Source organism: Hymenobacter lapidiphilus (assembly GCF_013377885.1).
GTDB lineage: Bacteria > Bacteroidota > Bacteroidia > Cytophagales > Hymenobacteraceae > Hymenobacter > Hymenobacter lapidiphilus.
On the sequence record NZ_JABKAU010000002.1, the window covers coordinates 1 to 18179 of the forward strand.

Below are 18179 nucleotides of genomic sequence, written 5' to 3' on the forward strand. Positions count from 1 at the left end.
TTATACCCCGCCATAGTCGATACATAAACATACAGAGCCAAGCCGGTTCCAACACAACAGCCGCTTCTCAGGTTACTTAAGGAGTACCAGCTTTCGGCACGCCCGTTAAGCCCCACCCGCTTCCATTCGCCCCGAAACCCCGAACTTGCCCGCATGTCTATTGCCGAAAACCTCCACCGCATCGAAGCAACCCTGGCCGGCACCAACGCCCGGCTGGTAGCCGTTACCAAAACCCACCCCGTAGAGTTGCTGCAGGAGGCCTACGATGCTGGCGGGCGGCTGTTTGGTGAGAACCGGGCCCAGGAAATGGCCGAAAAGCAACCTCAGTTACCCACCGACGTGCAGTGGCACCTCATCGGGCAGCTGCAGACCAACAAGGTCAAGTACATTGCCAGCTTCGTGCATACCATTGAGAGCGTGGATAGCCTGAAGCTGCTACTCGAAATGGAGAAGCAGGCCGCCAAGCACGATCGGGTAATCGAGGGGCTGCTCCAGTTCCATATTGCCGACGAAGATACCAAAACCGGCCTTACGCTGCCCGAGGCCGAAGAAATCCTGCGCTCCGAGGAGTACCGCGCCCTGCGCCACGTGCGCCTGACCGGCGTAATGGGCATTGCCACCAACACCGACGACGAGGACCAGGTACGCCGCGAGTTCAGGCAACTGCGCGGTTACTTCGACAAGCTCAAAAGCCTGTATTTCGCCGACGAGCCCACCTTTAAAGAGGTGTCGATGGGCATGAGCGCCGACTATCCGCTGGCCGTGCGAGAAGGCAGCACCCTGATTCGGGTGGGCAGCGCTATTTTTGGGCGCCGGTAGGAATACCAGGACACGTCATGCTGAGCAAAGGCGCAGCCGCAGTCGAAGCATCTCTACTGCAGCAGTAACCCTGTCGTTGATTTTACCATTGCGGTAGCGATGCTTCGACTACGGCTGCGCCTTGCTCAGCATGACGAGGTTTTATTGCCCGTTCATCACTCACCAAAAACTAACTCCTATGACTGCTAAACTCATCCTTCAACTGGCGGCGCTGCTGGGCGCCTTGAGCGTGGGCATCGGGGCGTTTGCGGCGCACGGGCTGCGGAAGATGCTGGAGGCATCCGGACGCTTCGAAACCTTTGAAACGGCCGTGCGCTACCAGTTTTTCCATACGCTGGCGTTGTTGGGCATTGGGTTGCTACTGCTGATGCGGCCCGAGTTGAAGAGCCTGGGTACTGTGGCCTGGCTGTGGCTGGGCGGCATCCTCATCTTCAGCGGCTCGCTCTACGTGCTGTGCCTGACGGGCATCACCAAGCTCGGCGCTGTTACGCCCATCGGCGGCGTGCTGTTCATTGCCGGCTGGATTATGCTATTGCTGGCGGCCCGGCAACTCTAGGCTTTCTTGTAATCTGACAGCTGCTGGCTTTTGGTCTGACAGTTATTAATGGCCACAAAAAAGGCGCTTACCTTAGAGGGAAGCGCCTTTTTTTATTTGCAGGAATTCGTCTTACGACTTCTTCTTGGCCTTGATTTTATTGTCGTCCATCTTCAATTTCTGTTTACCGTCGGGCGCACTCTGGTCTACCATCGACTCGGCGTTGGCGGGGGCGGCCTGCATGGCGGCTCCTTCTTCCTTCACGTCGCCTACAAGAGCCACCATGGCGTTGCCGCCTACCGAGTTCGACTCGACGGTGAGCACTTTGTTCTGCATACCGTACTTGCCGGCCGTGTTGAACTTGGCTACCACCGTGCCCGACTTACCGGGCATGATGGGCTCGCGCGTCCATTCGGGCGTGGTGCAGCCGCAGGTAACGCCGATGTTGGAGATGACCAGCGGCTGGGTGCCCACGTTCTTGAACTTGAAGGTGTGGTCGACGATAGCGCCGGTTTTTACTGCTCCAAACTCAAACTTGCTTTCCTCAAACTGGATTTGCGCACCAGCCACTTTCGCCTGGGCATTGGCCGGCTTCACGGATTGCGCCTGAGCGCTCAGACCCATCACCGACAGCGACAGAGCCAGAAAAAGAACATTTTTCATAAGACAGATGAGTAAATGACAGTTGAAAGTACAGAAAATTCTACTGAGGCGTGCTTACCAAGTTTCAGGCCACTCTTGCTGCTGCCTAACGTAGCCGGCAGCCAGTGAAGTTCACCGGACAACACCAGTGCTATTAGTCCTCGGCGGGGTCGCCGAGCAGCTTCTGGTTGAAATTGAGCAGGAACAGCTTTTCTGAGGAGCGGGTGACGGCCGTGTAGAGCCAGCGGGCAAACTCGGAGTTCACCATGTCCTCCTTCAGGTAGCCGTGGTCGACGAAAACGGCCTGCCACTGCCCGCCCTGGGCCTTGTGGCAGGTGAGGGCGTAAGCGAACTTCACTTGCAGCGCGTTCAGGAACGGGTCTTTGCGCAGGGCGGCACTTTTCTCTTTCTTGGTAGTGAGATGGTTGTAATCTTCGCTGACAGCCTCGTAGAGGGCCTTGTTACGGTCGGCGGGCAGGCCGGGGCTTTCGGTGTGCAGTGTGTCGAGCAGCAGCTTTACTTCCAGGTCGGGCTCGTCGGGATAGTCTACGAGGCGCACGCGAGCATCGGCGAAGCGAAAGCCGAACTCCTCGGTGAGCCGGATGATTTTGACCACCTGCACGAAGTCGCCGTTGGCCAAAAAGCCGATATCGGAGTCGCGTGGGAGCCAGTAGTAGTTGTTGCGCACCACCATCAGGTAGTCGCCCGACTCAATCTCGTCTTCGGCCTCGAACAGGATGCGGCGGATGTACTGGTTGTACTGGTTGGCGTTTTTATTGGAGCGGCAGATGATGGTGCTGTTCTCGTAGCCAAAGTGCTTGTATGCCCAGCGCAGGCCGTCTTCAAGCTTGTCGGTACCCATCGAAAAGATGTCGGGGTAGCCTTTGGTAAAGAACTGAATGTTGGGCTCGGCCTGCCGTAGCTCCTCGCGCAGCACGGTGGCGTTCATCAGGATGCCCGACTTCTCGGCCTGGCGCATCACCTGGCGCAGCTCCACCGAACCTACTTCAGCCCGGAACCGGTCGCGCAACAGGTCGGGGTCGAGGGCAGGGCTGAGCAGCTGGCCCACCGGCGGCAGCTGGGCCGTGTCGCCGATGAGCAGCAGGCGGTTCGATGTTTTTTCGAACACGTAGCTCATCAAATCGTCGAGCAGGCCAGTCGAGCCAAAGGCCTTCTCGTCAGAAATCATCGAGGCCTCATCGACGATGAAAAGGGTATCCTGGGCGCGGTTGGGCTGGCGCTGAAACGTGAGGCCCTGGGCCGGCTGGCCGCTGGTTTGGCGGTATATTTTCTTGTGAATGGTGCTGGCGGCCACGCCCGAGTAGGTACCCATGACCTTAGCAGCGCGGCCGGTGGGGGCCATCAGCACGTATTTGCGGCCCATCTGGTGCAGCCACTGCACGAGGGCGCTTACCACGGTGGTTTTGCCGGTGCCCGCGTAGCCCCGCAGCACAAACGCCTTGCGGCCCGGCAAATCATCCTTCAAAAACCCATCGAGCTGCTGAAACAGGGCAGATTGATCCTGCGTGGGCTCGAAGGGAAAATAGTCGCGGACGGACGGGGTTCTGACAGTTAACATAGGTGCAGCAAAGATACCTTATAACAGCACTACGTAGAGGCGGGGCTTGTCCCCGCCCGCCACTCGCACCATTTCAACGGTAATCGTTCAACGGAGGGCGGGGACAAGCCCCGCCCCTACGTCGTGCTGGATGCCTGCGCCAGAAAACATTATTGGGGTTCGATGACCGCCATGGTCGCGGTGGCTTTGGCAATTAGCTTATCGTCGCACCATACTTCCGACTCGCAGAAGTGCAGGCGGCGGCCGGCTTTCAGCACCCAGCCCACGGCCCGCAGGCGCTGGCCCACGCCGGGGTGCAGGTAGCTGGTTTTAAGCTCCACTGTCACTACGCCTGTGCCTTCGGGTACCAGCGTAACGGCCGCGAAACCGGCCACTAGGTCGGCCATGGTGGCTACCAGGCCGCCGTGAGCGAAGCCGGTGTGCTGCTGGTGCTGTTTTTCGAGCACCAGTTCGGCTTCGATTCGGCCGGGCTCTATGAGGGTGAGGTCGGCGCCGATGTGGTGCATGAAGTGCTGGCGGACCAGCTTACGACGGATGCGGGCTTGCAGGGCTTCGAGGGGCTCGGGAGATTCGGGGAATGTCATGGGGGCAAAGTTGGGACTTTCGTTGCGCTTGAAACGCATTATATGGAGCAGCGGGCAAACGAAATATCGGGCTGCCACATGCGTTACGGCTGCATACCGTAGCTTTGTGCGCTCATGGATGCTCTATCTACAACTCCGCCCACCGAACTGTTGGAAGCCTACGCCGGCCGGGCCCGGGTGCGGGTGTGCGGCCTGCTTGTGCGCGAGGGTGCCCTGCTGCTCACGGCTCACCGCGGCCTGCTCTCCGATGGGCTGCCATTCTGGTCGCCGCCGGGCGGGGGCTGGCAGTTTGGCGAAACCCTGCGGCAATGCCTGCAGCGCGAATTTGAGGAGGAAACCGGCCTGAGCGTAGCTACAGGGCGCTTCCTGCACCTGCACGAATACCAAGGGCCGGGTCTGCAGGCGCTGGAGTTGTTTTTTGAGGTGCTGCCGCTCGACGCCGCCGCCTTGCCCCGCCTCGGCCGCGACCCCGAGCACGGCCCCGACGAACAGCTACTGACACAGTTGGAGTTTGTGAGCCCCCGGCAGCTGGGGCAATTGCTGCCCCGGCAGGTGCATCCGGTGCTGCGCGACCTCATCAGCTCCGACGACGTGTTCATCCCGCAAATCCGGTTTCAGTGAGAGCAAATAATTCTGGGGTTAAAGCATGTTTGGGAGCTTTGGTGCTGACGGTAATAGCTTGCCACAGCGAACCGCCCCGGCTACTTACCACCGGTGACGAATTGCACTCCTTGGTTCTCTATAAAAACCAGCGTTTCACCATCATTCCATTCGGAGTCGAGCGGTTTAGCGGCACTTTTCAACTGCGCGCTGACACTATCCGGCTCGTTTACGATGCTGAGGAGCGATTTGCTGATGGTCAATCCGCTAACCAAGTTTTAGTTCGTCAGCTCTCCATCGACCGTGAGCAACAACAGGTTCGCAGCGTAGGCTCCTATAATTTCTGTGCTTATGCAGATTCAAGTGAACTGGCTCGGCTTGGTCCGTAGAACGAACCAGTCCGATTTGCTTGGGTCGTGTACCTTTGGGTTGCTTTCTGCTTTCTCCCCTATTGCTGCCCATGTCACTTTCTGCTCCCGCTTCTCTGGCCCCGGCGGCCCTGCACCGCCTGCGCGACGAAACGCTGGACCCCGAGCAGCTGTCTGCTTACAACCTGTATATCACGGCGGGGCCGGCCGGCCTGCGCCTGGGCGTGGCCGATGCGCGACGCAATAAATTTCTGGTGCTGGAAGAGTATGCCGCTCCCGAGGCCGGCCTTAGCTATGCGCAGCAGCTGGAGACGCTGGCCGCCGAGCACGACCTGCTGGGCCGTAGCGGCTGGCACCGGGTGCGGCTGGCCGTGCATAACCGGGCCTTCACACTACTGCCCGCTGCCCTTTTCCGCCCCGGCGACGAAGCCACCTACCTAGGCCTGCATCATGCCCTTAGCCCCGAGCACGAGTCGGTACACGCCTACGCCCATGGCGGGCTGGACATCGTGAGCGTGTTTGCGGCCGACCGGGAGCTAACCGACTGGTTCGGGCGGGCCTACCCCGCCGGCCGGCTTGTGCATCGCACCAGCGCCCTGCTGCAGGGCGTTGTGCAGCAGAGCGAGGCCAGCGGGGCCAGTCGCATCTACCTCAGCATTGGCCCCGGTCAGCTTACGGTGCTCGTGATGCAGGGCAAGCAGCCGCGGCTCTGCAATGTGTATCCCTTCAGCACGCCCGAAGACCTGATTTACTACATTATTCTGGTGATGCAGGAGCTGCAGCTCGACCCCGACCAGGACCCGGTGGTTATCTGGGGCGACCTGATGCACGATTCGGAGCTGTTCACCATTCTGCGCAAGTACATCCGCCACCTGCGCTTCGGCAACCGCCCCTTCGACCTGGCCTATAGCTACCGCCTCAACGACCTGTTCGAATACCGCTACTTCGAACTGTTTGCTTTACACCTCTGCGAGTAGCTGAATTAGCGGGCGGTGAAATGGTGCGTTCAACGCATTATCTGCACTTGTGGCTCTTTCTTCCTTTCTGAACATCAACTCCTCATCCCATGCGCATCGCCCTGTTTCCCGGCTCCTTCGACCCGTTTACCAACGGCCACCTCGATGTGGTGCGGCGGGGTACGGCGCTATTTGATGAGGTCATCATTGCCATCGGCAACAATAGCAGCAAGCAGCGCTACCTGCCCGTAGACCAGATGATTGGGATGATTGAGGATGTTTTTCGCGACGAGCCTCGGGTATCGGTGCGAGAGTACCAGGGTCTGACGGCCGATTTCGCCCGCGAGGTAGACGCCCGGTTTTTACTGCGTGGCCTGCGCAATACCACCGACTTCGAATACGAGAACACCATTGCCCAGGCCAACCGCCACCTCAACCCGGCCCTCGAAACGGTGTTCCTCATCACCTCGCCTACCCTGGCCGCCATCAGCAGTACCATCATCCGCGAAATACACCGTTTCGGTGGCAACGTCGACGATTTCGTACCCTTCTCCCTCCCGAAGCCTAAGGCCTAGCTCCGTGTAACAGCCAACAGAAAAGCCGCCGGTTCCCTCCTTTTCAGGAGAAATCCGGCGGCTTTTCTGTTGGCTGTTAGTGTTTGGGCTATTCGTTAGCGCCGGGCTACTACGCGCATGCCAATGAGTTCGGCATTATTGCTTGGGCTCATAACGGGCAACACCAGGTAGTCGGCCGAAGTAAGGCTCAGGTTGGCTTCGCGCATAAGCAGCTCTTCGTCGCTGCCGAGCAGTACAATGTCGCGCACTTTGCGGTTGCTGGCATCGAAGGTTACGACTAGGGTCGTGCCGTTGCGCTCAAACGTATTGATCCAGTCCTGGCCCCGCGTCGCTTTCATCTGGGCAGCCGTGGGCTCCAGGCCTATTTCCTGCTCGCGGGTTTCCTTGGGCGCACCCAGCGTGCGGCGCAACTGGTCGATGTTGCGCCCCATCAGCGCCGGTACATCAACGGAAGCGCTACGGCCGCTTTCGGGGCTACCAGTAGCGGGCGCGCTTTTTTCTCCCGCTATCTGCGAGCCGCTGCAGGCAGTGGTGAGGGCAGCCAGAAGAACCAGGGCAAAGTATAGATTCGGACGCATGGGGAACAGGTTTAAGGCGGGGGTTAAGCTGTTTTTTCAGGGCTGGGCGACGTCTGGCCGGCCGTTTTGCTCAGGTAGTGCCGCACCACCAACGCAATGCTGGCATACGAGTCGTCGAGCACGGCCAGGGCTTCTTGGGGCGTCATCCAGCGCACTTCCTCAATGTACTCCTCAGCTTGGGGCTTCATGAGCGTATCATCGAGGCAGGGCATTGTATACCAGTTCGTTTTTTTGAGAATTTTGTTGCCGTTGTAGGCGTAGGAGTGCCAGGTGCTGGGCAGCTTTTCGCCCAGCTCGATTTTCACATTGCACTCCTCCTCCACTTCGCGCACCGCCCCCAGAGCCGGGTCTTCGTCTCGCTTGAGCTTGCCCTTGGGCAGGTCCCACTTACCGAGACGGAAAATCATGAGCACCATTCCATCCTTCTCCACCAGGCCGCCGGCCGCTTTCACAATGCGGAACTGGTCTTTGAGGTGCAGAATGAGGCGCTTTTTTTTGCGGGCCAGCAGCGTGAGCGAGGTCAGCTTCTTGAGCTTCTTTACCTCCATCAGCCGCAGCAGCCGGTCAACGAACCCATCGGTCACGTCGCGCACCAGTACGTCGCCAATCAGGTCCTTCGACGAAAATTCGTCTTCCGGATTCAGAATCAGGTCGTACTTGTGCTTGTAAATCTTTTCGCTGTTTTTTTTAATTATCAGCGGAATGTCGTTGATGAAAACGTTCATCTCGGCGGGGTGAGCAGGAGGCGTGTGAAAACGAATGCGTCTGGCTGCAAAGCACAGCATATTTCTCCGGAAACGAAAAGGCCCCCGGGCCGGGCAAGATACGCGAAGCAGCCGGTTGGGTTGGGATGCCAGGAAACTCAGGAAGGAAAGGGCTGGGGCGCAGATGATTCAGGTGCCGAATAGTGCCCGGTGCGTAGCCAGCGCTATTGCCCGGCAAATAGCCCGTTTTACTATCCCGGCTTTTCGCCTTTTCTTCGCTCCATGAAAAAAATAGGCCTGCTCTCCGATACGCACAGCTACCTCGACGACCGGATTTTGCACCATTTACGCGGCTGCGACGAAATCTGGCATGCCGGCGACTTCGGTACAGCGGCCGTGGTGGAGCAGCTGGAGCAGCTGGCGCCGTTACGGGGCGTGTATGGCAACATCGACGGCCGCGACGTGCGCCTGAGCCAGCCATTGGTGCAAAGCTTCGAGCTGGAGGGCCTGCGGGTGCTCATGACGCACATTGGCGGTTACCCCGGCCACTACAGCCCCGCCGGCCGCACCCTGGTAGATCAGCATCGGCCGGGTTTGTTCATCAGCGGCCACTCGCACATTCTCAAAGTAATGCCCGATAAGGCCCGCCAGCTACTACACCTGAACCCCGGCGCGGCCGGCCGCCACGGATTTCATAAAGTGCGCACGCTGCTGCTTTTCGAGGTAGCGGGCGGCAAGGTGCAGCAGCTGCAGGCCGTAGAACTGGGGCCGCGCGGCGTGGGCGAATGAATAGCCCACGCGCTGCTGCACGCTATTTCAACAACCCAAAAAGTGCCTCCTCTGCTGTAGAGAAGGCACTTTGTAAAGGCTGGCTAGCAAACCCACCGACACCGGGATACGGGCAGCCAGAGGCGGCGCGATTTAGGCGGCGGCTTCGGTTTTGGCTTCGCTCTTGCCGAAGCGCGACTTCAGCTCGTCGAGGTCCACGTTCTTCAGAACGGGGGTCAGGAGGAGTTGCTTGATGATGCGCTGCTTGTTGTTGGCGCGGGCAATGTTCTTGCGGTGCTTCCGCTTCAGACGGGTAACGCTCATTTTTTCCGGGTCGGTTAAGTCTTTCGGTAATTGAGGGGCAAAAGTAAGGACTAAATTTGACACCCGAAAACCTTTCTCTGATTTTACCTTTTCTACCTTCCATGACCCACCCCACCGTTGACCTGCGCTCCGATACCGTTACCCGCCCCACGCCCGCCATGCTGGAGGCCATGTTCCAGGCCCCCGTCGGCGACGATGTATACGGCGAAGACCCCACCGTGCGGGCCCTGGAGGCCGAAACGGCCACCCGCTTCGGCCTCGAAGCCGGCCTGTTCTGCCCCTCGGGCACCATGACCAACCAAGTGGCCATCAAGGCCCATACCGAGCCGATGAGCGAGGTTATCTGCGAGCAGACGTCGCACATCTATTTGTGGGAAGTCGGCGGCATTGCCTTCCATTCGGGCGCTTCGGTGGCCCTGCTACCCGGCGACCGGGGCCGCCTGACGGCCGCGCAGGTGGAAGCTGCCATCCGCCCCGAAAATGTGCACTACCCGATTACCCGCCTGATTTCGCTTGAAAACACCCATAACCGCGGCGGCGGCAGCTGCTACGCGCTGCCCGAGCTGGCAGCGCTGGCCGAAGTGGCCCAGCGCCACCGCCTGCCCCTGCACCTCGACGGGGCACGAGTGTTCAATGCCTTAGTAGCCACCGGCCAGGACAGCCGCGAATACGGCCGCCTGTTTGACACCATTTCGGTGTGCCTGAGCAAGGGCCTGGGCGCGCCGGTGGGCTCGGTGCTACTAGGTTCTGCGGCCTACATTGAGAAGTGCAAACGCATTCGCAAGGTGATGGGCGGCGGTATGCGGCAGGCGGGCTACCTGGCCGCCGCCGGTTTATATGCCCTCGAGCACAACGTAGCCCGCCTAGCCGACGACCACCGCCGCGCCCGACAGCTGGCCGAGGCGCTGGCCGCCCGCCCTTACGTAACCGAGGTGCTGCCCGTCGAAACCAACCTCGTCATCTTCCGCCTTACCGACACTATGCCCGCCGAGCATTTTCTGGCGTACCTGGAGCAGCACGGCATCCGGGCTTCCTCTTTCGGCCCCCAGCTGATCCGTTTCGTAACCCACCTCGACATCGACGACGCCATGCTGGCCCGGGTGGAAACGGCACTGGCTGAGTTGGAGTAGTTGGTAGTTTCGTTCTGAATTCCCGTCATTTACTGCCTTGCTCTCCCTCTTTCATCTGCATGGAATTATATAATACCCTTACGCTGCTGCTGGTAATAGCCGCCGCTTTTGGCTACGTCAACCACCGGTTTCTGCGCCTGCCCGCCACTATTGGCCTCATGATTCTGGCCCTGATTTCCTCGCTTATTGCCATCGGGCTGGGGCGCTTGGGAGTGCATTGGGTGCTTACGGCCAGCGAGCTGGTACGCGGCATCGACTTTCATGATGTGCTCATGGATGTGATGCTGAGCTTCCTGCTTTTTGCCGGCGCTCTGCACGTCGATGTACGCACCTTAGGGGCGGAGCGTGGGGCGGTGGGCACCATGGCGGTAGTGGGCACGCTGCTCTCAACGCTGCTCGTGGCTACCGGCATGTACTACCTGCTGCCCCTGATGGGCTTCCGGATAGACTACATCTACTGCCTGCTGTTCGGGGCCCTTATTTCGCCCACCGACCCTATTGCTGTGATGGGCATTCTCAAGCAAGCGCGCATCAGCAAAAATCTGGAAATCAAGATTGTAGGCGAATCACTTTTCAACGACGGCATTGCGGTAGTGGTGTTCATCAGTCTCTTCCAGATTGCCCTGCACGGTACCGATAAGGCCTCGGCCTCGTTTATCGGCGAGTTGTTTCTGCGCGAGGCGGCGGGCGGCATTATTCTGGGCGTGGTGCTGGGCTACGCCGCGTACTGGGCCCTGCGCACCATCGACAACTACAAGGTAGAAGTGCTCATTACGCTGGCCCTGGTGATGGGGGGTACCGCCCTGGCTTCGGCCTGGCACACCTCGGGGCCGCTGGCCATTGTGGTGGCGGGCCTGATTGTGGGCGACAAGGGCCGCTCCAAGGGCATGTCGGACCTGACGCGCGAGTACCTCGACAAGTTCTGGGAGATGCTCGACGAAATCCTCAACGCCGTTCTGTTCGTGCTCATCGGCCTCGAAATGCTGATCCTCGACATCAGCAAGGCGGTGCTCCTGGTGGGCTTGGCTGCCATTGTGCTCACGCTGCTGGCCCGCGTCATTTCGGTATCCCTGCCGCTCAGCTTTCTGCGCAAGCGCACCGATTTCGACCTCAATACGCTGAAGGTATTGAGCTGGGGCGGCCTGCGGGGCGGTATTTCGGTGGCCCTGGCCCTGTCGCTGCCCGATACCATGCCGCGCGACCTGATTGTGGGCACTACCTACGTGGTGGTGGTGTTCAGCATCATCGTGCAGGGCCTCACCATTGGGCCGCTGGTGAAGAAACTGGGACTCAGCACGACATCTGAACCGGGTATGCATTAAGGTTTGAGCTGTTTGCTTACGGCTTTCGTTCAACAGAAAAAGCTAACAGCTTACCAATGAACCTATTCGTTATCGGCGACGTGCACGGGTGTTACCACACGTTTCGGGCGGTGTTGCGGCACTGGCAGCCGAAGCAGGAGCTGCTGGTGCAGGTAGGCGACCTGATAGACCGGGGCCACGGCGTACCCGAGTGCGTGGCACTGGCCCGCGAGCTGGAAGCCGCTCACCCCGACCGCACGGTGTTTCTGCTGGGCAACCATGAGCACTGCATGCTGCGCCACTACGGCCCACACGGTCCGTACCGGCCATGGCTAAGCTGGGGAGGCCAGACCACCGTAGACCAATACCGGGGCCGGCCCGCCATGCTGCGTGAGCACCTGACCTGGCTGCACGAGCGGCCCCTATTCTGGACCAACGATCAGATTGTAGTGAGCCACGCCGGCTTTGCCGCTACGCCTACGCCTCTGGAGCCCAACGACCCCGACGGCGTACTGTGGCGGCGCGGGCCACTGCTGGCCCTGAAGAACCGCCGCCAAGTGGTGGGCCACACCCCTACCCCAGACGGTGAAATCCTGCTCGACTCACTTACTGACGCCTTGTATGTTGATACCGGAGCCTACCTGAACCGGGGGCTGACGGGTGTGCGCCTCTCCCCTGCCGGCGAGGTGCTGGCCGAATTCCAAGTGCCCACCTCGCCGCTCGATATTGATCTGGATTAGCCGCTTACCTCCCGCCTCATGCCCACCTCCGCTTCCGAAGCCGCCGTGCAGCACCTGCGCACCGCCGACCCGGTACTGGCCCTACTACTTGATGCCGGCCGGCCCATTGCTCCCGCCGCCCACGAAGACCTGTACCTGGGCCTGCTACGGGCCATCGTGAGCCAGCAGATTTCTACCAAAGCGGCAGCGGCCATCTGGCGCAAGTTCCAGGGGTTCTTTGGCCCCGAAGGCTACCCCGAGCCGGCGGCGCTACTGGCATTTTCCGACGAGGAGTTGCGCACGGCCGGCCTCTCGCGTCAGAAAGCCGGCTACCTGCGCGCCATTGCCGATTTTGCCCTGCGCGATGAACTCGACCACGCCCACCTCAGCCAGCTCAACGAGGAGGAACTGACCCAGCACCTCACCCAGATAAAAGGCGTAGGCCGCTGGACGGCCCAGATGTTGTGCATGTTTGCACTGGATATGCCCGACGTATTCCCGGAGGGCGACCTGGGCATCCAGAACGCCATGCGCCGCCACTACGGCCTCGAAGAAACCGGCCGCGCCCTGCTGCGCCGGATGACCGAGCTGGCCGAGCCCTGGCGCCCTTACCGCACCCTGGCCAGCAAGTACCTGTGGCAGTCGTTGGGGTGAGGTGATGAAACAGCCTGAAAAAGCAGAGAGCCCCTGGTGCCCGTAAGGACTTCAGGGGCTCTCTGCTTAACTAAATTGTCTAACTCACTCGCCATTCCGGCGGGCGTCGCGGATGCCGAGGGCAATGGCGATGAATGTAGAAATGAAGGGCACGAAGAAGCCGAACAGCAGCCAGGGCCAGAACCGCCGTCCATACATGTGGGCAATGTAAACGGTAATCACCGCCGAAATCAGGCAGACGGGCAGGGCAAACAGCAGATTCTCAACAACTCCCATAAGGAAACGACGCGGTGGCTACAGATTATTGATACTCAACCGGAATCTGAGTCAGCTGTTCGGTTAGCTGCCAGTTGGCGGGCTGCAGGTTGGGATAGAACCAGTTGGCTCCGGCGGCCAGCCACTGGCCCCGCCATTGCCGGGCGGCGTCGGGCGTGGCATCGTGGTAACCGAACTCGGCCCCGCAACAGCCGCACAGGGTATGGTCGGGTGTGCGGCCCGCGGGGCCCCAGGGCGACTCATCGTAATCGAGGCCGCAGACGCGGCAAAACCACAGCGGCATAGTGCGAAACGGCTACGCCTTCTTCAGAAACTCGGTTTTGAGCACCATCGTGCTGCCACCGGCCCGGCCTTCTACTTCGGCGGGGCTGTTGGTGAGGCGGATGTTTTTGACCACCGTGCCGCGCTTGAGCGTGAGCGAGGAACCCTTCACTTTGAGGTCCTTGATCAGCGTCACCGAGTCGCCCTCGTCGAGCAGGTTGCCGTTGCTGTCCTTAACGTCCATAAGGGAAGGGATTGTGGCGTGAAAAATAGACCGTCATGCTGAGCGTAGTCGAAGCATCTCTACCGCTTCGTTGCACTAATAATCCAACGAAGCGGTAGAGATGCTTCGACTACGCTCAGCATGACGGTCTTAAAGAATTCAACTACACGTTGAAGCGGAAGTGCATAATGTCGCCGTCCTGCACCACATACTCCTTGCCTTCGACGGCCATTTTGCCGGCTTCCTTGATTTTGGCTTCGGTTTTATACTGCTGGTAGTCGGGCAGTTTAATTACCTCGGCACGGATGAAGCCTTTTTCGAAATCGGAGTGGATAACGCCGGCGGCGGCGGGGGCTTTGTCGCCGCGGTGCACCGTCCAGGCGCGTACTTCCTGCACGCCGGCCGTGAAGTAGGTAATCAGGTTGAGCAGCGAGTAGGAGGCGCGGATGAGGCGGTTGAGGCCCGACTCGGTGAGGCCGTACTCGCCCAGGAACATCTCCTTTTCCTCGGGGTCCTCCATCTCGGCAATCTGCGATTCGATAGCGGCCGATACCAGCACTACTTCGGCGCCCTCCTGGGCCACGTGGGCCTGCAGGGCCGCCACGTGGGCGTTGCCGTTCTGGATGCTGCCCTCGTCCACGTTGGCCACATAAATTACGGGCTTGATGGTGAGCAACTGCAAATCGGCTACTGCCTCCAGCTCTTCGGGCGTGGCCGAGAGGGCGCGGGCGTTCTGGCCGGCCTCCAGGGCATCCTTGAACTTCTGCAGTACCACCACTTCCTTCTTAGCCGCCGCGTCGCCGCTTTTAGCCGAGCGTTCCGATTTGGCCAGCTTCTTATCTACGCTCTCCAGATCCTTGATCTGCAGCTCGGTATCAATCACATCTTTGTCGAACACCGGATCGACACCACCGGCCACATGCACGATGTTCTCATCATCGAAGCAGCGCACCACGTGGATGATGGCATCGACCTCGCGGATGTTGGCCAAGAACTTATTGCCCAGGCCCTCGCCCTTGGAGGCACCCTTCACGAGGCCGGCAATATCGACGAACTCGATAATGGTGGGCAGTACGCGCTTGGGGTTTACCAGCTCCTCCAGAATCCGCAGCCGCTCGTCGGGCACCGTAATCACGCCCACGTTGGGCTCGATGGTGCAGAACGGGTAGTTGGCCGATTCGGCTTTGGCGTTGGAAAGGGCGTTGAAAAGCGTGGATTTGCCAACATTCGGCAGGCCGACGATACCGCAGCGGAGACCCATGTTCTGGAATTAAAATGGAGAAGTTGAAGAGTACGAATTGCTCAGGCAGGCTGCCCCGCAATTCAGGGGGCAAAGGTACGGGGCTTTTCCAAGGAAAGCACAGACCAGCCCAAACGAGCCGGGTATAAACCAGCAGCGCGTGCCGCGGCCGAAGCCAGGCACGCGCTGCAATGAGCGGGCAATAGGTAAAGTTTGTTTCGGTAGGCGCCGGGCAATAGTGGAGGTTAGTAAGTAGCGTCGGGGCCGTTGTAGCTGTTGCCGTCGCGGTTCTCGCGCTCCTCATAGGCGGGGCGCGGGCGGTCGAGCTCGGCTACTTCCTCGGCTGTCAGCAGCTCTTCGCGTACGTAGTCTACCGCGTCCTGCAGGGCATCCACAAACTTAAGGAAGTCCTCCTTGTACAGGAAAATCTTGTGCTTTTCGTAAGAAAACGTATCGTCGTCGCGCAGGCGGCGCTTGCTCTCCGTGATGGTTAGATAATAGTCCTGCCCGCGCGTGGCCTTCACGTCGAAAAAGTACGTGCGCTTTCCGGCTTTAATGCGTTGGGAGTAAATTTCTTCCTGTTCGTAGCGGTCTTCCACTGTCCTTTCCGTTAAAATTTGGTTTTTTCAAGATGATCAAAGTCGAACGCAAAATACGGAGTTGCCACAAGATTAGGAAGTTCCGGGGCCTTATTTTTCCTATTATAACACAGCAGCGGTAAAAATCATCTATTAATTGATTTCTACCAGGATTGTTAACAGCCACCACCAACCCAGTAGCTGCACGAAAACAAGATTATAACGGGTATTTCATCTGCGTTTCGTGCTACACGGCGTCGTGTACCACACGGCAATGCCCCGGGTTGCGCCCGATTCGGCCGTATCTTGCTTTGCATCCTGCTCTACTCCTGCCCGCTATGGCCCAACCGCTCGATTTAGCCGCCGTCCGCTCCTTCACCAACCTCGAGTTTCTGGCCCGCCAGCTGGTTGAAGGCTTTATTACCGGCCTGCACCAGTCGCCTTACCACGGCTTCTCGGTCGAGTTTTCGGAGCACCGCCTGTACAACCCCGGCGAAAGCACCCGCCACCTCGACTGGAAAGTGTTTGCCCGCACCGATAAGCTGTTTGTGAAGCGCTACGAGGAGGAAACCAACCTGCGCTGCCACCTACTGCTCGATGTGAGCCCGAGCATGTACTACCCCGCTCCCGGCCACGACAAGCTGCACTTCGCGGTACTGTGTGCGGCGGCCATCACCACGCTACTACAAAAGCAGCGCGATGCGGTGGGCCTCGTCACGTTTGCCGATACCGTGGAGCTGCAGACGCCAGTGCGCTCGACCAGCACCCACCGCCACACGCTGCTGCTCACGCTGCAACAGCTGCTGGAGCGCCCCGCCTCCCCCGGCCGGGCCCGCACCAACGTGGCGGGCGTCATCCATACCATCGCCCAGCAAATTCCGAAACGCTCGTTGGTGGTACTGTTTTCCGACATGCTGGGCCGCGCCCCCGACGAGCAGGACGAGATGCTGGCCGCCCTGCAGCACCTGCGCCACCAGCACCACGAGGTGCTGCTGTTCCATGTAATGGACCGCTCCACCGAGGCCGATTTCAGCTTCCAGGACCGTCCCTACCTGTTCGAGGACCTCGAAACCGGCCAGACCCTGAAGCTGCAGCCCAACCAGGTACGCGAGCAGTACCAAGCCGCCATGCGCCGCTACGAGCAGGAGCTGGCCCTTCGCTGTGGCCAGTACAAAATCGACTTCGTGCCGGTCGATGTCCGCGAGCCGTTCAACAAAGTGCTGTACGCCTACCTGATCAAGCGCGGCAAGGTTCGGGGGTAAAGCCAGCCCCATCTATCATTCCCCCTTCCTAACAAGGTAGATTGGCCTGAAATGGTACATATTACAAAAGCCCTCCCAACCGTGTGGTCAGAAGGGCTTTCGAATACATACAATCTGCTGTTACGCAATCATTCGACAAGCCAATAATAGCGGTCAAAACCGTTCACTAACCCGTCAGTAAGGACTAAGTCCAAGGAAAATCCCCGGATTGAGCAGAAAAGGAGGGCTGTTTTTAGTTTTTCTTGTTGGCATTGAAACGCTTGTGCTGATCCTGGGCCAACAAGTCAAGTTCCTTGGCGAGAATGTTATAGCGAGAAATGTCAAGCAACTTGAGCCGGGCCAGCAGGCGGTCCGTTTCGTCGAAGTTATTGAGCCATAAATTGGCCTCGGCAGCATTATAAAGCGTCGCAGCAGTTACCTTTTCGTCGATGCGGGCCTTTTTGTCTTTAGGATTCGATTCGGCCAGCGCCTTGGTCCATAGGGCTACAGCCTCATTGATCTGCAAGCTGGCTTCGGGAGTACGGGCAGGGTCGGCAAGTAGTTTGTAGCCTATCAGCGCCTTTTCATATGCCTGCGGGAATTCATCGTAATTTATTTTTTTGTCCGATACCACCCAGATAGATGAGTTGCGAGTGATAGACCGCTGCCCTAATGCACTATCCAAGTAATCGGTAGCGAGCTTCATGTTGGTTTTCATCGCGTTTTCGTCCAGCTGGCGCATATAAGCCCCCTGGTTATTGCGCCAAAACTTGTTGAGGCCTTCTTCGGTGGCAAATGCCTCCGTCTTACCAACAGTGTAAGTGTTGGTTGCTTCTATCATCTCGTCAAGCAATACTTTGCCGTCCTTCGTAGTCACTTTCACCGATACGGGCGACTTGTACGACACTTCATATGCGTGCTTTATCCCGTCGCCAGTAGAAGCCCCCCCAATGGCCAGGGACGTGCCTTTCACCTGGACCGGAGTAATAGGTCCTTGGGTGAAGCCATCCAGGCTTACAACGACACGCAAGTCCCCGTCGCTCTGAACGCGCTTCATGCCACTCAGGCTCACGTAAGTAGCTGCCAATGTAGGGGCATCATATACTTGGGCAGTGTAGTCGGCAGTCGGAATTACTGCCTCACCAGGCTTACGCTCATCGAGTAGCAAGCGGTTTATTGCCTTATCCTTCAACGACTGCGCTTTGTACTCCTGCTTGTCTTTTTCGGCCTTGGCCTTGGCTTCAGTAACTGCCGAAACGTGATTGGCCTGCTGCTGCTGTACCGATTCTACGTAGCGTAATAGTACTTCGGGGGTGTAGGAACTGGTACCGGCAGGCACTGGTACTAATGGCAAACGCACATAATCGAAAGCTATTTTTTGAGCATCAATGCTCTGGGCATTGGCCGTAACGATGAAAAACAGGCTAACTCCTAAAAGTGGTAAAAAACGACGCATACGCGAACAATGAAAGTGAAACAAATATGAAAATTTAAACCAGGCTCTATCGGGGGCCGTAATTTACT

Annotated in this window: 24 protein-coding genes; 12 read left to right on the forward strand and 12 right to left on the reverse strand. The window is 58.9% G+C overall.

All coding sequences use genetic code 11. The features are described 5' to 3' along the window. The first annotated feature begins 153 nt into the window (after positions 1-153). Positions 154-819, forward strand: a complete 666-nt coding sequence (locus tag HW554_RS01155; RefSeq protein WP_176906523.1) for a YggS family pyridoxal phosphate-dependent enzyme — start codon at positions 154-156, stop codon at positions 817-819. 178 nt (positions 820-997) lie between these two features. After that, the gene (locus HW554_RS01160) at positions 998-1375 is read left to right on the forward strand and encodes a DUF423 domain-containing protein (protein WP_176906524.1); all 378 of its coding nucleotides are present in this window, start codon (positions 998-1000) and stop codon (positions 1373-1375) included. A 111-nt stretch (positions 1376-1486) separates the two neighbouring features. On the opposite strand, the gene HW554_RS01165 is transcribed toward HW554_RS01160, so the two are convergent. The 3 genes from HW554_RS01165 to HW554_RS01175 all read right to left on the reverse strand — a co-directional run bounded on the left by HW554_RS01165 (position 1487) and on the right by HW554_RS01175 (position 4159). Continuing rightward, a complete protein-coding gene (locus tag HW554_RS01165) occupies positions 1487-2017 on the reverse strand; it encodes a DUF1573 domain-containing protein (RefSeq protein WP_176906525.1) in 531 nt (176 codons plus the stop codon). 133 nt (positions 2018-2150) lie between these two features. Next, entirely contained in the window at positions 2151-3575 is a 1425-nt protein-coding gene (locus HW554_RS01170) for an ATP-dependent DNA helicase (RefSeq protein WP_176906526.1), read from the reverse strand. Positions 3576-3724: 149 nt separating this feature from the next. Continuing rightward, positions 3725-4159 (reverse strand): PaaI family thioesterase, encoded by a 435-nt coding sequence (locus tag HW554_RS01175; protein WP_176906527.1) that lies wholly within the window; start codon positions 4157-4159, stop codon positions 3725-3727. Between the two features lie 114 nt (positions 4160-4273). Between HW554_RS01175 and HW554_RS01180 the strand changes: the two genes are divergently transcribed. The 4 genes from HW554_RS01180 (at position 4274) to coaD (ending at position 6658) form a co-directional block, all read left to right on the forward strand. Continuing rightward, complete coding sequence (locus HW554_RS01180; RefSeq protein WP_176906528.1) at positions 4274-4780, forward strand: NUDIX domain-containing protein; 507 nt, start codon at positions 4274-4276, stop codon at positions 4778-4780. Positions 4781-4881: 101 nt separating this feature from the next. After that, positions 4882-5148, forward strand: coding sequence for a hypothetical protein (locus HW554_RS01185; RefSeq protein WP_176906529.1), 267 nt, complete (start codon positions 4882-4884; stop codon positions 5146-5148). 71 nt (positions 5149-5219) lie between these two features. After that, a complete protein-coding gene (locus HW554_RS01190; RefSeq protein ID WP_176906530.1) occupies positions 5220-6104 on the forward strand; it encodes a DUF3822 family protein in 885 nt (294 codons plus the stop codon). Between the two features lie 89 nt (positions 6105-6193). Beyond that, positions 6194-6658, forward strand: a complete 465-nt coding sequence (gene coaD / locus HW554_RS01195; protein ID WP_176906531.1) for a pantetheine-phosphate adenylyltransferase — start codon at positions 6194-6196, stop codon at positions 6656-6658. 95 nt (positions 6659-6753) lie between these two features. Here coaD and HW554_RS01200 read toward each other — a convergent pair whose 3' ends face one another. Further along, positions 6754-7236, reverse strand: coding sequence for a hypothetical protein (locus HW554_RS01200; protein WP_176906532.1), 483 nt, complete (start codon positions 7234-7236; stop codon positions 6754-6756). 23 nt (positions 7237-7259) lie between these two features. Further along, the gene (locus HW554_RS01205; RefSeq protein WP_176906533.1) at positions 7260-7961 is read right to left on the reverse strand and encodes an NUDIX hydrolase; all 702 of its coding nucleotides are present in this window, start codon (positions 7959-7961) and stop codon (positions 7260-7262) included. A 261-nt stretch (positions 7962-8222) separates the two neighbouring features. Here HW554_RS01205 and HW554_RS01210 point away from each other — a divergent pair, with 261 nt between their 5' ends. After that, positions 8223-8729, forward strand: a complete 507-nt coding sequence (locus HW554_RS01210; protein ID WP_176906534.1) for a metallophosphoesterase family protein — start codon at positions 8223-8225, stop codon at positions 8727-8729. 132 nt (positions 8730-8861) lie between these two features. Here the strand turns inward: HW554_RS01210 and HW554_RS01215 are convergent, their stop codons facing one another. After that, the gene (locus HW554_RS01215; RefSeq protein WP_176900016.1) at positions 8862-9032 is read right to left on the reverse strand and encodes a hypothetical protein; all 171 of its coding nucleotides are present in this window, start codon (positions 9030-9032) and stop codon (positions 8862-8864) included. A 101-nt stretch (positions 9033-9133) separates the two neighbouring features. Here HW554_RS01215 and ltaE point away from each other — a divergent pair, with 101 nt between their 5' ends. Genes ltaE through HW554_RS01235 form a run of 4 tightly spaced genes read left to right on the forward strand, consistent with a single transcriptional unit; the run spans position 9134 to position 12836 of the window. Next, positions 9134-10162 (forward strand): low-specificity L-threonine aldolase, encoded by a 1029-nt coding sequence (ltaE, locus tag HW554_RS01220; protein ID WP_176906535.1) that lies wholly within the window; start codon positions 9134-9136, stop codon positions 10160-10162. Positions 10163-10221: 59 nt separating this feature from the next. Continuing rightward, the gene (locus HW554_RS01225) at positions 10222-11484 is read left to right on the forward strand and encodes a cation:proton antiporter (RefSeq protein ID WP_176906536.1); all 1263 of its coding nucleotides are present in this window, start codon (positions 10222-10224) and stop codon (positions 11482-11484) included. 56 nt (positions 11485-11540) lie between these two features. Then, positions 11541-12203, forward strand: a complete 663-nt coding sequence (locus HW554_RS01230) for a metallophosphoesterase (RefSeq protein WP_176906537.1) — start codon at positions 11541-11543, stop codon at positions 12201-12203. 18 nt (positions 12204-12221) lie between these two features. Beyond that, positions 12222-12836, forward strand: a complete 615-nt coding sequence (locus tag HW554_RS01235) for a DNA-3-methyladenine glycosylase family protein (RefSeq protein ID WP_176906538.1) — start codon at positions 12222-12224, stop codon at positions 12834-12836. 84 nt (positions 12837-12920) lie between these two features. On the opposite strand, the gene HW554_RS01240 is transcribed toward HW554_RS01235, so the two are convergent. The 5 genes from HW554_RS01240 to HW554_RS01260 form a co-directional block, all read right to left on the reverse strand. Then, positions 12921-13112 carry a hypothetical protein gene (locus tag HW554_RS01240; protein WP_176906539.1) on the reverse strand — a complete coding sequence of 64 codons (192 nt, stop codon included), beginning with the start codon at positions 13110-13112 and terminating at the stop codon, positions 12921-12923. Positions 13113-13137: 25 nt separating this feature from the next. Next, complete coding sequence (locus HW554_RS01245) at positions 13138-13395, reverse strand: hypothetical protein (RefSeq protein WP_176906540.1); 258 nt, start codon at positions 13393-13395, stop codon at positions 13138-13140. Between the two features lie 12 nt (positions 13396-13407). Continuing rightward, entirely contained in the window at positions 13408-13617 is a 210-nt protein-coding gene (locus HW554_RS01250; RefSeq protein WP_176906541.1) for a zinc ribbon domain-containing protein YjdM, read from the reverse strand. Between the two features lie 142 nt (positions 13618-13759). Further along, positions 13760-14857 carry a redox-regulated ATPase YchF gene (gene ychF, locus HW554_RS01255; RefSeq protein ID WP_176900008.1) on the reverse strand — a complete coding sequence of 366 codons (1098 nt, stop codon included), beginning with the start codon at positions 14855-14857 and terminating at the stop codon, positions 13760-13762. A 224-nt stretch (positions 14858-15081) separates the two neighbouring features. Beyond that, entirely contained in the window at positions 15082-15435 is a 354-nt protein-coding gene (locus tag HW554_RS01260) for a DUF3276 family protein (protein WP_176906542.1), read from the reverse strand. Between the two features lie 317 nt (positions 15436-15752). Between HW554_RS01260 and HW554_RS01265 the strand changes: the two genes are divergently transcribed. Beyond that, the gene (locus tag HW554_RS01265) at positions 15753-16676 is read left to right on the forward strand and encodes a DUF58 domain-containing protein (protein WP_176906543.1); all 924 of its coding nucleotides are present in this window, start codon (positions 15753-15755) and stop codon (positions 16674-16676) included. 232 nt (positions 16677-16908) lie between these two features. On the opposite strand, the gene HW554_RS01270 is transcribed toward HW554_RS01265, so the two are convergent. After that, on the reverse strand, positions 16909-18111 hold the full coding sequence (locus tag HW554_RS01270) for a hypothetical protein (protein ID WP_176906544.1): 1203 nt from the start codon (positions 18109-18111) through the stop codon (positions 16909-16911). Positions 18112-18179: the final 68 nt, after the last annotated feature.

What these genes read in the sequence shown, in the direction of transcription:
- HW554_RS01265 (WP_176906543.1), top strand. Translation starts at nt 15,753, where the DNA reads ATGGCCCAACCGCTCGATTTAGCCGCCGTCCGCTCCTTCACCAACCTC.
- ychF (WP_176900008.1), bottom strand. Translation starts at nt 14,857, where the DNA reads ATGGGTCTCCGCTGCGGTATCGTCGGCCTGCCGAATGTTGGCAAATCC.
- HW554_RS01225 (WP_176906536.1), top strand. Translation starts at nt 10,222, where the DNA reads ATGGAATTATATAATACCCTTACGCTGCTGCTGGTAATAGCCGCCGCT.
- HW554_RS01180 (WP_176906528.1), top strand. Translation starts at nt 4,274, where the DNA reads ATGGATGCTCTATCTACAACTCCGCCCACCGAACTGTTGGAAGCCTAC.
- HW554_RS01270 (WP_176906544.1), bottom strand. Translation starts at nt 18,111, where the DNA reads ATGCGTCGTTTTTTACCACTTTTAGGAGTTAGCCTGTTTTTCATCGTT.
- HW554_RS01190 (WP_176906530.1), top strand. Translation starts at nt 5,220, where the DNA reads ATGTCACTTTCTGCTCCCGCTTCTCTGGCCCCGGCGGCCCTGCACCGC.
- HW554_RS01235 (WP_176906538.1), top strand. Translation starts at nt 12,222, where the DNA reads ATGCCCACCTCCGCTTCCGAAGCCGCCGTGCAGCACCTGCGCACCGCC.
- HW554_RS01240 (WP_176906539.1), bottom strand. Translation starts at nt 13,112, where the DNA reads ATGGGAGTTGTTGAGAATCTGCTGTTTGCCCTGCCCGTCTGCCTGATT.
- HW554_RS01175 (WP_176906527.1), bottom strand. Translation starts at nt 4,159, where the DNA reads ATGACATTCCCCGAATCTCCCGAGCCCCTCGAAGCCCTGCAAGCCCGC.
- HW554_RS01230 (WP_176906537.1), top strand. Translation starts at nt 11,541, where the DNA reads ATGAACCTATTCGTTATCGGCGACGTGCACGGGTGTTACCACACGTTT.
- HW554_RS01200 (WP_176906532.1), bottom strand. Translation starts at nt 7,236, where the DNA reads ATGCGTCCGAATCTATACTTTGCCCTGGTTCTTCTGGCTGCCCTCACC.
- ltaE (WP_176906535.1), top strand. Translation starts at nt 9,134, where the DNA reads ATGACCCACCCCACCGTTGACCTGCGCTCCGATACCGTTACCCGCCCC.
- HW554_RS01215 (WP_176900016.1), bottom strand. Translation starts at nt 9,032, where the DNA reads ATGAGCGTTACCCGTCTGAAGCGGAAGCACCGCAAGAACATTGCCCGC.
- HW554_RS01155 (WP_176906523.1), top strand. Translation starts at nt 154, where the DNA reads ATGTCTATTGCCGAAAACCTCCACCGCATCGAAGCAACCCTGGCCGGC.
- coaD (WP_176906531.1), top strand. Translation starts at nt 6,194, where the DNA reads ATGCGCATCGCCCTGTTTCCCGGCTCCTTCGACCCGTTTACCAACGGC.
- HW554_RS01245 (WP_176906540.1), bottom strand. Translation starts at nt 13,395, where the DNA reads ATGCCGCTGTGGTTTTGCCGCGTCTGCGGCCTCGATTACGATGAGTCG.
- HW554_RS01210 (WP_176906534.1), top strand. Translation starts at nt 8,223, where the DNA reads ATGAAAAAAATAGGCCTGCTCTCCGATACGCACAGCTACCTCGACGAC.
- HW554_RS01250 (WP_176906541.1), bottom strand. Translation starts at nt 13,617, where the DNA reads ATGGACGTTAAGGACAGCAACGGCAACCTGCTCGACGAGGGCGACTCG.
- HW554_RS01170 (WP_176906526.1), bottom strand. Translation starts at nt 3,575, where the DNA reads ATGTTAACTGTCAGAACCCCGTCCGTCCGCGACTATTTTCCCTTCGAG.
- HW554_RS01165 (WP_176906525.1), bottom strand. Translation starts at nt 2,017, where the DNA reads ATGAAAAATGTTCTTTTTCTGGCTCTGTCGCTGTCGGTGATGGGTCTG.
- HW554_RS01160 (WP_176906524.1), top strand. Translation starts at nt 998, where the DNA reads ATGACTGCTAAACTCATCCTTCAACTGGCGGCGCTGCTGGGCGCCTTG.
- HW554_RS01205 (WP_176906533.1), bottom strand. Translation starts at nt 7,961, where the DNA reads ATGAACGTTTTCATCAACGACATTCCGCTGATAATTAAAAAAAACAGC.